This window comes from Pseudomonas sp. Pmew2 (genome assembly GCF_058129885.1).
In genome coordinates, this window is the sequence record NZ_CM176702.1 from 5,518,888 (window position 1) to 5,530,680 (window position 11,793).

Consider the following 11,793-nt stretch of genomic DNA (forward strand, 5'->3'; position numbering starts at 1 on the left):
GATCACTGCACATTGAGATTCCCATGCTCCGGCACCGATTCGTTTTGCTTGCTCTCGCCAGTGTTCTGCCGGCTGTCCTGACCGGCTGCAACGAAAAAACGCCAGCGGACCCGCGCACAGACGCGCCACTGGTGCGCGTTGCGAGCCTCCAGGAGGCCGGCCTGGAGCCCCGTTCCTTCACCGGAACCGTGGCGGCGCGGGTGCAAAGCGATCTTGGTTTTCGGGTGTCCGGCAAGGTGCTGGAGCGGTTTGTCGATACCGGACAGGCCGTCAAGCGCGGTCAACCGTTGATGCGTATCGACCCAGCCGACCTGAAGCTCGCTGCCAACGCCCAACGCGAAGCAGTGAATGCGGCCAGAGCCCAGGCAAAGCAGGCCGCAGACGAAGAGATACGTTACCGAAGCCTGCGCAGCAGTGGCGCCATTTCAGCGTCAAGCTACGACCAGATCAAGTCGACGGCGGATTCGGCAAGGCTCGACTCAGTGCAGCCGAAGCGCAGGCAGAAGTTGCTCTCAATGCAACTCGCTACGCAGACCTTGTGGCGGATGCCGACGGCATTGTCATGGAAACCCTCGTTGAGCCCGGACAGGTCGTCAGTGCAGGGCAAGCCGTGGTACGGGTGGCACACGCCGGACCGCGTGAAGCGGTTATTCAACTTCCGGAAAACCTGCGCCCCCGTATCGGTTCTACCGCCCAGGCCACGCTGTTCGGCAATCAGGACCTCAACGCCACAACACGGTTGCGACAGCTGTCGGACGTTGCGGACCGTCAGACCCGCACCTTTGAAGCTCGCTGGATACTCGAGGGCGAGATGGCAAATGCCCCACTGGGCACCACCATCACCGTGAAAATCCCCAGCGCAGATAGCGCCGGGCAAAGCACGTTGCGGGTGCCAATCGGCGCGCTGTATGACGCAGGCAAGGGACCGGGCATCTGGGTCATTCAAGGGGAGCCAGCACAGGTTTACTGGACGCCAGTAGTGGTTCAGCAGCTTGATGACGAGCAAGCCCGCATCAGTACGCAGCTCAAGCCAGGCACACGAATAGTCGCACTTGGCGCGCACCTTCTGCACGAAGGCCAGCAAGTAAGAGTGACCGCTCAAGCGGCCTTGGCACAGAGCGCGCGCCCATGAGTAATGATCGTTTCAATCTGTCAGCGCTGGCCGTCCGCGAGCGCTCGATTACCCTGTTCCTTGTTTGCCTGATTTCGCTGGCCGGGATCATTGCCTTTTTCAAACTGGGCCGGGCCGAAGACCCGGCATTTACAGTCAAGGTAATGACCGTGGTGTCCGTCTGGCCGGGAGCAACCGCCCAGGAGATGCAGGATCAGGTGGCGGAGAAGATCGAAAAACGCCTTCAGGAGCTGCGCTGGTACGACCGCGCTGAAACCTACACCAGACCGGGCATGGCATTCACAACCCTGACTCTGCTCGACAGCACGCCGCCGTCGCAAGTGCCGGATGAGTTTTACCAGGCGCGCAAGAAAATCGGTGACGAGGCCATGACCCTTCCGTCCGGGGTTATCGGGCCGATGGTCAACGACGAGTATTCGGACGTCACCTTCGCGCTGTTCGCGCTGAAGGCCAAAGGCGAGCCGCAACGCGTACTGGCGCGTGACGCCGAATCGCTGCGCCAGCGCTTGCTGCATGTGCCGGGAGTGAAGAAGGTCAATATAGTGGGCGAGCAGCCCGAGCGAGTCTACGTCGAGTTCTCTCACGAGCGACTGGCAACGCTGGGTATCAGCCCTCAAACGGTATTTGCCGCGCTGAACGACCAGAACGCGCTGACCGCCGCGGGTTCGGTCGAAACCCGAGGACCGCAGGTATTTATCAGGCTCGACGGCGCTTTCGATGAGCTGCAGAAAATTCGCGATACGCCTGTTGTGGCACAGGGCCGGACATTGAAGCTGGCGGACATTGCCACAGTAAAACGCGGTTACGAAGATCCGGCGACGTTCATGATTCGCAACGGCGGCGAGCCTGCGCTGCTGCTGGGGATTGTCATGCGCGATGGCTGGAACGGGCTGGACCTGGGAAAGGCACTGGACCAGGAAGTGGGCGCGATCAACGCCGAACTGCCACTGGGCATGAGCCTGAGCAAGGTCACGGATCAGGCCGTCAATATCAGTTCGGCGGTCGATGAGTTCATGATCAAGTTCTTCGTCGCACTGCTGGTGGTCATGCTGGTCTGTTTTATCAGCATGGGCTGGCGTGTGGGTGTGGTGGTTGCTGCCGCCGTCCCGCTGACCCTGGCGGTGGTCTTCGTGATCATGGCCATGAGCGGCAAGAATTTCGACCGGATCACGCTGGGCTCGCTGATCCTGGCACTCGGGCTGCTGGTAGATGATGCGATCATCGCCATCGAAATGATGGTGGTGAAGATGGAAGAAGGATACGACCGCGTCGCTGCCTCTGCGTATGCCTGGAGCCACACCGCCGCGCCGATGTTATCCGGCACGCTGGTCACCGCCGTCGGCTTCATGCCCAACGGCTTCGCGCGCTCCACGGCAGGCGAATACACCAGCAACATGTTCTGGATCGTCGGTATCGCGCTGATTGCCTCGTGGGTGGTCGCTGTGTTTTTCACCCCGTATCTGGGCGTCAAATTGTTGCCTGATGTGAAGCAGATCGAAGGTGGACATCAGGCGCTTTACAACACGCCGCGCTACAACCGCTTCCGTCGGATTCTGGCGCGCGTCATTGCAGGCAAATGGCTGGTAGCAGGCTCGGTCATCGGGCTCTTTGTGCTGGCCGTGCTGGGCATGGGACTGGTCAAGAAACAGTTCTTTCCAGTGTCCGATCGTCCTGAAGTATTGATCGAACTGCAGATGCCTTATGGCACCTCGATTTCTCAAACCAGTGCAGCCGCTGCAAAAGTGGAAAGCTGGCTGGCTGAACAGGCGGAAGCCGGGATCGTCACCGCCTACATTGGTCAGGGTGCGCCACGCTTCTACATGGCGATGGGGCCGGAATTGCCTGACCCGTCATTCGCCAAGATCGTAGTGCGCACCGACAGCCAGGAACAGCGTGAAACGCTGAAACACCGATTGCGCCAGGCTATTTCCGAGGGACTGGCTGCAGAAGCGCGGGTAAGGGTCACGCAACTGGTCTTCGGCCCCTATTCGCCCTACCCCGTCGCTTACCGTATTGCCGGACGCGACCCGGAAACACTGCGCAGCATTGCGGCGCAGGTGCAACAGGTTCTGAACGCCAGCCCGATGATGCGCACCGTCAATACCGACTGGGGCACACGTACTCCGGCGCTGCATTTCACTTTGCAACAGGACCGTATGCAGGCCATGGGGCTGAGTTCCAGTCAGGTGGCTCAGCAACTGCAGTTTCTCCTGACAGGTCTGCCCGTTACGGCAGTGCGCGAGGATATTCGCACCGTGCAGGTGGTTGTACGCTCCGCTGGCGACACCCGACTTGATCCGGCAAGGATAATGGACTTCACCCTCACCGGCGTCGACGGGCAACGTGTTCCGCTGTCGCAGATTGGTACCGTTGATGTGCGTATGGAGGAACCGGTGATGCGACGGCGCGACCGCACGCCGACCATCACTGTGCGGGGCGACATAGCCGACGGCCTGCAACCACCGGATGTGTCGGCAGCCATAACCCGACAGTTACAGCCAATTATCGACAAGCTGCCCAGCGGTTACCGGATCGAGCAGGCAGGTTCAATCGAGGAGTCCGGCAAGGCCATGACAGCGATGTTGCCATTGTTTCCGATCATGCTGGCGGTCACGCTGATCATTCTGATTCTTCAGGTGCGTTCGATATCCGCCATGGTCATGGTCTTCCTGACCAGTCCGCTGGGGCTGATCGGTGTGGTGCCTACGTTGATTCTCTTTCAGCAGCCATTCGGCATCAATGCACTGGTCGGGCTGATCGCACTGTCCGGCATTCTGATGCGCAATACGCTGATTCTGATTGGCCAGATACACCACAACGAGCAGGCGGGGCTCGACCCGTTTCAAGCGGTGGTCGAGGCTACCGTACAACGTGCGCGCCCCGTGATACTGACGGCGCTGGCCGCCATTCTGGCCTTTATCCCGCTCACCCATTCGGTATTCTGGGGCACGCTGGCCTACACGCTGATCGGCGGCACCTTTGCGGGCACGGTGCTGACCCTGGTGTTTCTGCCAGCCATGTACTCGATCTGGTTCAGGATCAGGCAGGATGGCAGCGAGCGACGACTGGAGACACAGCCTGCCTGAATTCAGTCAGTCGGAAAATGCAGACGCCCTAAAGGTGTATAAGGCGCAGGATCAATAATGGGCTCGCGGTTCAGCAGCAGGTCAGTGATCAACTGGCAGGAAGCCGGGGCCAGCACCAGGCCGTTGCGGTAATGACCGCAGTTGAGCCACAGGCCATCAAACCCGGCCAAGGGCCCGATGAACGGAATGCCCTCGGGCGAGCCGGGACGCAGGCCTGCCCATTGGGCGACAGGCTCAGCGTTGGCCAGCTCCGGAAGCAATTCGATGGCCGACGCTTTGAGGCTTTCCAGCGCGGCATGCGTGGCGGTCTTGTCGAAACCTTCATGCTCCAGGGTGCTACCGATGAGTATGTGGCCGTCACGGCGCGGGATCGCGTAGCGCCCTTTGGCCAGCACCATGCTCGACAGAAAGTCCGACGCACACTTGTAGAGAATCATCTGGCCTTTTACCGGCTCGACTGGCAGGTCCAGACCAAGGGTCTTGAGCAGTTCACCGCTCCACGCGCCCGCTGCCAGAATCACCCGATCCCCGGTTACATCGCCTGAAGGCGTGCTCACGCCCGAAACCCTGCTGCCCTCGCGCACAAAACCGCTGACTTCGCACTGCTCGCGAATCTCGACATTGGGCATCGCCAGCAAGGCAGCCTTGAGCGACTTGACCAGCCGGGGATTGCGCACGTTGGCCACATCGGCCATGTGGATGGCCCGCGAATAGCCCTCCCCCAGAACCGGTACGGCATCATTCACCGCCGAGATATCGACACTGGTCAACGAGCGTTTCTCGCGCACCGCCCATTCAAGCGCGGCCTGTTCGTCGTCAAGGTCGAGCCAGTACAGGCCTGTCTTGTGAACCTCGGGATCGATGCCGGTCTGTGCGAGCAACCGCTCGGCGAGATGCGGGTAGAAGTCCTGCGACCAGTGCGCCAGCGCGGTGACTGCCGGGCTGTAGCGCCACGGGTAAAGCGGCGAAACAATCCCGCCGCCCGCCCAGGAAGACTCTTGCCCGACACCCGAGCGATCAAGCAAAACGACGCTGACCTGCTCGGAGGCGAGATTGAAGGCGGTCAGCAGACCTATGACGCCACCGCCGACAATGACTGTTTTTTGCTTGGACATCTTGGTCTCGGGACAAGAAAAACGGTTTTAGCGGCCCCAGCAGTCTTTGGTGGTCACGCCCGAGGTAGCGCCAGTGTTGCTGCGCGCACCGGTGTTGGTGATCACGAAACTGCCGCACTTGTCACCGGCCATCAGCGTGCCGGCTATGGGTGTAGCCGTCAGGGTGAAGTCGGTGGCGTTGAGGACCGGATTAATCGTGTAGTACGCATTGCTGGCAACCACACCCTTGTAATCAGCATAAGTTCCCTTTTGCGAATAGAAGCGCTCCAGCGCCTGGGTCTGCTCGGACAGCAGGCTGGCAATCGCCGACCGCTGGGTACGCTTCACGTACTCGGTGTAGCTGGGATACGCGATGGCCGCCAGAATACCGACAATCGCCACGACGATCATGAGTTCGATCAACGTAAAGCCCCTGGATGTCGCTCGCATGTCTAGTTTCCCTATTGGATTTGTCGCCACATGATGCGTTGGAAGACGTTGGCACTGCCGCCCTTCTCATTAAGCTTGGTGGGCTCGCCGCCGCTGGAGTCAATCACGTACTTGTTATCGTTGGCCCCATTGGTACCGGCAACGATAGAAGCCACTACCGGGATACCGGTACCGATACCGAGACCGCCAATGATCAAATCCGAAGAGTTGATATCGCCGTCATTGTTGGTATCCAGTACCTGGTAATTAAGCATGCTGCCAGTCGCGGCATTCAGCTCGAACAGGCGCCCGGTCCCGGTACTTTCGCAGGGATCGGTAGAGTTGACTGCCGCCGTGGTGAAGATGATACGACCGCGTGAGGTTTGTGCCGGATAGATAATCCGTTCGCCGACATAAGGAGCCGTGGTTGCCAACGGCAGGTACCAGCCTTTCTTAGTGCCCCAATCCACATCATTGGAAGTCGTGGTGTAATACGTATTGCCACTTCCGACCACCGTCCCATTGATGGCCTGGGGCTGCAGATTGGCCTCAACGATGTTGCCTGATCCATTATCGCCATCCCAGATGGCATAGAAATCTTGCAACGCGCTGGTTTGCTTGTCCGTGGTTTCGCTGAATTTACCGGTGCCGAAATACACAATCTTGCCGTTGAGGGGATGGTCCAGCAACAACGGCTGAACGGTAATCGACTGACTGGCCCCTTGAGGCGCAGTGAACAGCGGTGAGCCATTGAACGCGACTTTCCAGCTGGAAGCTGCGGCCCCGCTCATGTCGAACTTCCATAGGCGGCCTTTGAGATCGCCAGCGTAAGCCGCTTGAACGACGTTCTGCGAATTGACCCGAAGTTTCACCGAAGACAGCCCGTTATCCGTTTCACTGCCAATGACTGGAGTAGGGATTTCGGCAATGAACTGTCCGGTGTTGGCGTTCAGTACAAACAGAGACGCCCTGCCGGTAAAGCTGCCATAACCGTTGCCAACAACAACGATCCCCGTGCCGTCGGCCATACGTGCTACATCCGGCTTGGAGTAGGTGTATCCAAGGTTGTTGAACTTGTTGTTGGTGTCTGAAGTGTCGGGAGCCTTGACTTCCCACAATGCCCCGATGCTGTCTGCCGAACCTTCGAAAAGCTTGATCGCAAAAAAAGCCTTGCCGCCAGCGCCCAGCCCGGAATACGCCACCGTGCGCCATACACTCCCTGCGGATGCCTGCGTATCGAAGACTGCAATCTGACCATCCACCGTGAAACGGTGAACGCCGGAACCGTAGGAAGAGGATGAAATGGTCGCCAATGAACTCAGAGACGTGGACGGCATATACGCGTATTTACGCGCACCGGAGCTGGCGTCGATCACATTGAAGAAGCCATCGTTGGCGTTGGCCAGCAGACTGGAACTCATGTTGCTGGACTTGCCAGACAGGTAAGTGGTGTACGTGGTGTCTCCGAGCAGGTCAGAAGCCGTTTTCTCTGTCGGCAGCCCTGCGCCCAGTGATGAATTGACGATATCGCCCAGGAGCATGGTACGGGTACGAAGCTTGGCATTGGCCGTGCCCTTGGCCCAGGCAATAACTTCCGCGCCGGTCACTCCGGTCGGCAATGTTGCCGTGAAAGCATCACGCTGAGCCTGCGTGAAATTCAGAAAATCCAGAGTGATTTTCGTCGGTGTCGCCGCTGTGCTCCATGACTCGAACACAGGCGCCTTGGTGCTGCTGGTGATCGTGGTATCGGTGGACCAGACAGGGGCGCTCAGCGCTCCTGTCGTAGCGTCCAGATTGTAAGCCTTGATCGTGCCATGCCAGTCCGTCGGGTCATAAAGCGTCTGGTAGAAGCGGCTGCCCGCCTGAAGGGTGGACGAGTTTGCCACGCCACCGCCGCCCGAACCGGCCTTGGCATAGATATCGCTCAATGCGAGGTTCAAGGCGTTGTTCAAACCGGCGCTGTCATTGGTCTGGAAATACTTGCCGTGCCCATGGTTATTGTCAGCAGCGTCTATCAGCATCTGGTTGGCGGCTGTGAAACCAATGGTGTAGGTAGTCATGTTCTGTTGAGAGAAGCCGTCTGTGTCCCAACTTTTCTTGGTCAGGTCAGTGGCAGGTGTACTGCTCGCTCTTCGCATGTCGATGTCATAGGCGAACTTGGCGAGGTCGTCCAGATAAAGCGTATCGCCCTCACCATCACCATTAAGATTGGCCCCGTCATTGGCCGCATTCAAGTCCCAATTGGGCAGTGAGCGTGAGGTATTGAGTACATCCTCCGGATCGTTGGTCGGGAACGTCCGATCGTATGTCGGCAAGCCGTCAGTGATCACCACGCCAAAGTTTTTCTGGCACCGGTACTGTATAGGGCTGGTGTAGATCGTCGGTGCCCCGCTATAACCGTAATACGGGGTCATGCCCCGAAAGTAGCGGGTTATCTCATAATACGTTTCGGCCAACGGCGTATTGGAGTCGCCTCGCAGTGCATTGATGGCCGCATTGAGGGCAGTGACATTATCGTTTGCATCAGCCTGGCTGACACCGCCGTTGTTGTAAGCGTTACTGGCGACAGGGGACAGGTCTGCAACAGGTCTGGAAATCTTCCCTCCACGCCCGGGATCAGCGTTGGTCGGCGGGTTGAACCCGGCCAGACCGATTCTCAGGGATTTGTTGTTGGCAACAAGGTTCAATGAAACGTTGCGCGCGACATTGATACGGTAATCGTTGGGAATGATGTTATTGACGGTGAAGTCTTTGGTAGTTGTGTTGGCGGCCCGCGTCAAGTCAACCAGATAAGAGAGGTAATCTGCAGTGTAGCGAGTGGTGCTCTCGTTGCCGGCCGGATCGGGCAATTTCAGGCAGTAACCCACGTTGTCACGCGCAACGTAGGTGTAGTCGCTTCTGCACGTGTAAGGCCCGGCAGAGTCCAGCGAGAGCGTGTCGTCGCCCTGAATGGAGACGCCTCTGCAGTTAAAAACACCGCATGACCCTGGCTGCGCATAGATAATCGACGGACGATTGGTCACCGTCGGATCAAAGCCGGCGGCCCAGATGATGTTGTACATACTCCCGGAGTTATCCACCAGCAGCATCAGGTTAGGCGGCACGGCCGACGCACTGAGCAACGGTACTTGTGCTGGCGTAAACGCATACACGGGCGTAAGGGCATAAAAAGCCAAAAGCGCACCGCCGAGATACTTCAGGCTGCGACGGAGTTTCTCAGCAATTGGCATAAATACTCTCCAGCACCGTGCGCGACGTGCCTTGAATAGCGACTGATGTCACGCGATAGAGCGTTACTGTCCCGGTACAGATCGGTGGCCGATTCACAGGTGTCGCAGTGGTCCCCAGATTCTGTACACCGTAAAAGCCACCACCTGCTGCTGCCAGCCAGCTCACCCCGGACGCCCCCACTCCCGCGGCGGTCAGCGTGGTTGATTCAGCGGGTGGGGCGCAGTTTGTACACTTGGCCAGCGTGTATCCGGCCACCTTGATCGAAGACTCACCCAGCCTTAATGCCGCTTCGGCCTTCTGGAAGGATTGATTGCGCAGGGTGACGCTTCCCGCCATCTTTTCCTGCAGCGTGGCGTTCTGCATGGAAGAGATACCCAGCAGAGTGAGCAGCAGCAGAAACACCAGACTGACCAGCAACACCATACCGCCCTGCCGTGCAGGGAAAGCCTGTATCGATTTGAATCGCACGATCCTGTTCATGCCCGGCCCGTTCAAAAGCGATTACGCAAGTAAGCGACAACGTTGTACTGCTGAGGCTTGACGATGCCGTTCTGCCCATCCTGCAGCGTCAGGCTGATACGCACACTGCGCACAGCGTCGGCGTTGGCCTTGGTAACAGCCGTGGTATAGGACATCGGGTTACCCGTCATGCCGAAAGAAACACTGAAGTCCGCGACGTTCTGCAACAGCGGCTGCGGAGTGCCATCCGTGCCATATTTTATGGTCAAGTCTGTTCCGCTGAGCGTGTAGACCAACTGCCGCAACGGAAAGGCCGTCTGCCCCGTATCTGGCGCACGAGTACTGGCGTAAAGCTGCGTCTTGGACTGACAGTCTGAAACGATGGTCCAGGTGGGCGTACTGCCTGTGGTCCCCACGTCGGCAGTCACCAGCGTCAGCGTCCTGCTCGGATTATCCCAGAGAATTGGAGTATCCAGTGCGATCGGCCACTGGATAGCAGGAGATACAGGCGTGTAGTTTTTGAAGCTCAGGCAGCCATACATGCCGGTCATCCTGATTTCCTGAATCAGTTTGCTCAGCAGGAAACGCGCATCCTCCTGCATCCGCGCTGCGGCATTCTGGCTCTGGTAGGTGCCTCTGGCAGCCGTGAATATCTGCACGATACCCAGGCTGACCACCAGCCCCAGGACCAGCGCCACCATGATTTCGACCAGACCGAAGCCTCTGGAAAGCTTTCTCATGGGTTGACCCCGATCCGCGAGGTCAGCGTAAAACTCCGGTTGCTCGGGCTGCCGGTCGTGTTCCCGGTTGCCTGATTGCTCGATCCCGCAGCCCTTGTGTCGCTCCAGCCGATGTTAATGGTCACTTCAGGAGCTCCGGTGATATCAATGCTGCCAGTACCGCTCGAGCCTGCAAAGTTGATGATGTTGCCTCTGAAATCAGAGAGATCCTGCGCTCTGGCATCGTTCGGATTGGCCGCTGGCGCCGCATCCAGATTCGCCAAGGCATAAGTCGCCAGTACATTGGTCGACCCATTGGCACTGGCATTACCATCAACATTGGCGCGGATGCGGTCCATCATGTCGTAAGCAATGAAGCTCGCCTGACTGCTCATGGTCGCGCTGTCGGTGTACTTGAGCGCGTTGAGCTGAATGGCCGCGGCGCCCAGCAGGCCGATGGCCAGAATCAATACCGAGACCAGTACCTCGATCAAGGTCATACCGGTCTGGCGATATCGGGTTTCACCAGCCATTAGCAGCCTCCACCCAAGGTGATACGACCGGTCAGACAGACCTTTATGGTTTTGCTAATGGTGCCTCGGGTGTAAGTCATGGTCACCGCCGCAGCCGGGGCAATGAGCGCGCCCAGGTTGTTGAAATCAATTGCTGTGGCATTGTTATCGGCCACCAGCGTGGCGCCGCTGCTCATGGCCGCTATTTTTCGCAGCGCAGTGGGCGTCGTCTGAGTATCGGAAACCAGATACACCTGCAATTCGTTGGTCCACGCCGTCCCGCTGGTCGGCGCTATACGCACCGCCACTCCCCTGTTTATCGCCTCGAGTCGCGCATAGTTGAGCGCCCGCTGCAAATCGCTGAGTTCGGTATCGGCCTTGTTGCTCTGGATGGAGCTGGTGAAATTCGGGATAGCGATAGCCGCCAGGATGCCCACCAGGGACACAGTGACTAACAATTCGATGAGGCTGAATCCCTTGGCTATATGACGCATTGAGTGTCTCCTAGACGTTACGACTATAAGGCAGCAATGCCGCAGGAAAATCCATAGCGGGACGTACGGTTGTTTTGTGACGACGAACGCCCGCAAGGTTCTGAAACCGCGGTTTCCAGGGAGGAAAGCATATGAGGCATGCAGGGTTCACACTGATCGAATTATTGATCGTCGTTGCACTGGTGGCCATCCTGGCCAACGTCGCAACCCCCTCTTTCAAGGAACTCATCGATTCCAGCCGAGGCCTTGCGACCGCCCGGGAGCTGGCCAGCGGCATTCGTTCGGCGAGAGCGGCCGCAATCACACGCAACCAGATCGTTACGCTTCATGCCATCGAGAACGACTGGAGCAACGGCTGGCGGATCATACTCGACGCAGATGGCAAAGGTCCCGACGAAAACGATCCGGTGCTGATCGAACGCGCCAATGGCGGCACAACGCGAGTGGTCGATAACCGCAAGCGTGTAGAGGAAATCAGTTTCAACGGGTTGGGGACGTTACGGCGCAGAACCGCCAGGACGCTGCACATTTGCTCTGCAGACCAGCCGGTGAGCAACTATCGAGTGATAGTCGCACCGGCCGGCCGCGTGAGGGTCGAGGACACGAAAATCGATGCAGCGCTGTGTGGCTGAATAGC

Annotated in this window: 10 protein-coding genes and 2 pseudogenes; 4 read left to right on the plus strand and 8 right to left on the minus strand. The window is 58.5% G+C overall.

Translation table 11 applies throughout. The annotated features are described in order from the left end of the window. Positions 1-2: 2 nt before the first annotated feature. Positions 3-335, minus strand: a complete 333-nt coding sequence (locus tag AC4ANK_RS25515; protein WP_476655266.1) for a hypothetical protein — start codon at positions 333-335, stop codon at positions 3-5. Between AC4ANK_RS25515 and AC4ANK_RS25520 the strand changes: the two are divergent. The 3 genes and pseudogenes from AC4ANK_RS25520 to AC4ANK_RS25530 all read left to right on the plus strand — a co-directional run. Next, positions 237-542: pseudogene (locus AC4ANK_RS25520) on the plus strand (efflux RND transporter periplasmic adaptor subunit); the annotation flags it as partial. The gene AC4ANK_RS25515 and the pseudogene AC4ANK_RS25520 overlap by 99 nt on opposite strands. Further along, positions 530-1,132 (plus strand): annotated as a pseudogene (locus AC4ANK_RS25525) (efflux RND transporter periplasmic adaptor subunit); the annotation flags it as partial. The pseudogenes AC4ANK_RS25520 and AC4ANK_RS25525, both read left to right, overlap by 13 nt. Further along, positions 1,129-4,218 carry an efflux RND transporter permease subunit gene (locus tag AC4ANK_RS25530; protein ID WP_002551991.1) on the plus strand — a complete coding sequence of 1,030 codons (3,090 nt, stop codon included), beginning with the start codon at positions 1,129-1,131 and terminating at the stop codon, positions 4,216-4,218. The pseudogene AC4ANK_RS25525 and the gene AC4ANK_RS25530, both read left to right, overlap by 4 nt. A 2-nt stretch (positions 4,219-4,220) precedes the next feature. Here AC4ANK_RS25530 and thiO read toward each other — a convergent pair whose 3' ends face one another. The 7 genes from thiO to AC4ANK_RS25565 are packed head-to-tail and all read right to left on the minus strand — an operon-like array spanning position 4,221 to position 11,156. Further along, positions 4,221-5,333: a glycine oxidase ThiO gene (gene thiO / locus AC4ANK_RS25535; RefSeq protein ID WP_002551990.1), complete on the minus strand. Its 1,113-nt coding sequence runs from the start codon at positions 5,331-5,333 to the stop codon at positions 4,221-4,223. Positions 5,334-5,360: 27 nt separating this feature from the next. Next, entirely contained in the window at positions 5,361-5,762 is a 402-nt protein-coding gene (locus tag AC4ANK_RS25540) for a type IV pilin protein (RefSeq protein WP_002551989.1), read from the minus strand. A gap of 11 nt (positions 5,763-5,773) precedes the next feature. Further along, positions 5,774-8,971, minus strand: a complete 3,198-nt coding sequence (locus tag AC4ANK_RS25545) for a pilus assembly protein (RefSeq protein WP_054082435.1) — start codon at positions 8,969-8,971, stop codon at positions 5,774-5,776. Next, the gene (locus AC4ANK_RS25550) at positions 8,958-9,452 is read right to left on the minus strand and encodes a pilus assembly PilX family protein (RefSeq protein ID WP_031596953.1); all 495 of its coding nucleotides are present in this window, start codon (positions 9,450-9,452) and stop codon (positions 8,958-8,960) included. Before AC4ANK_RS25550 ends, AC4ANK_RS25545 begins: the two co-directional genes overlap by 14 nt. A gap of 11 nt (positions 9,453-9,463) precedes the next feature. Next, positions 9,464-10,171: a PilW family protein gene (locus tag AC4ANK_RS25555; RefSeq protein ID WP_031596956.1), complete on the minus strand. Its 708-nt coding sequence runs from the start codon at positions 10,169-10,171 to the stop codon at positions 9,464-9,466. Beyond that, positions 10,168-10,683, minus strand: a complete 516-nt coding sequence (pilV, locus tag AC4ANK_RS25560; protein WP_002551985.1) for a type IV pilus modification protein PilV — start codon at positions 10,681-10,683, stop codon at positions 10,168-10,170. Before pilV ends, AC4ANK_RS25555 begins: the two co-directional genes overlap by 4 nt. Beyond that, on the minus strand, positions 10,683-11,156 hold the full coding sequence (locus AC4ANK_RS25565; protein ID WP_002551984.1) for a GspH/FimT family pseudopilin: 474 nt from the start codon (positions 11,154-11,156) through the stop codon (positions 10,683-10,685). The genes pilV and AC4ANK_RS25565 overlap by 1 nt, the downstream gene beginning before the upstream one ends. Positions 11,157-11,287: 131 nt before the next feature. Between AC4ANK_RS25565 and AC4ANK_RS25570 the strand changes: the two genes are divergently transcribed. Further along, entirely contained in the window at positions 11,288-11,788 is a 501-nt protein-coding gene (locus AC4ANK_RS25570) for a GspH/FimT family pseudopilin (RefSeq protein WP_002551983.1), read from the plus strand. The last annotated feature ends 5 nt before the right edge of the window (positions 11,789-11,793 follow it).

Excerpts from the sequence above, each read along its gene's own strand:
- AC4ANK_RS25530 (WP_002551991.1), top strand. The coding sequence starts at position 1,129 with ATGAGTAATGATCGTTTCAATCTGTCAGCGCTGGCCGTCCGCGAGCGC.
- thiO (WP_002551990.1), bottom strand. The coding sequence starts at position 5,333 with ATGTCCAAGCAAAAAACAGTCATTGTCGGCGGTGGCGTCATAGGTCTG.
- AC4ANK_RS25540 (WP_002551989.1), bottom strand. The coding sequence starts at position 5,762 with ATGCGAGCGACATCCAGGGGCTTTACGTTGATCGAACTCATGATCGTC.
- AC4ANK_RS25545 (WP_054082435.1), bottom strand. The coding sequence starts at position 8,971 with ATGCCAATTGCTGAGAAACTCCGTCGCAGCCTGAAGTATCTCGGCGGT.
- AC4ANK_RS25550 (WP_031596953.1), bottom strand. The coding sequence starts at position 9,452 with ATGAACAGGATCGTGCGATTCAAATCGATACAGGCTTTCCCTGCACGG.
- AC4ANK_RS25555 (WP_031596956.1), bottom strand. The coding sequence starts at position 10,171 with ATGAGAAAGCTTTCCAGAGGCTTCGGTCTGGTCGAAATCATGGTGGCG.
- pilV (WP_002551985.1), bottom strand. The coding sequence starts at position 10,683 with ATGGCTGGTGAAACCCGATATCGCCAGACCGGTATGACCTTGATCGAG.
- AC4ANK_RS25565 (WP_002551984.1), bottom strand. The coding sequence starts at position 11,156 with ATGCGTCATATAGCCAAGGGATTCAGCCTCATCGAATTGTTAGTCACT.
- AC4ANK_RS25570 (WP_002551983.1), top strand. The coding sequence starts at position 11,288 with ATGAGGCATGCAGGGTTCACACTGATCGAATTATTGATCGTCGTTGCA.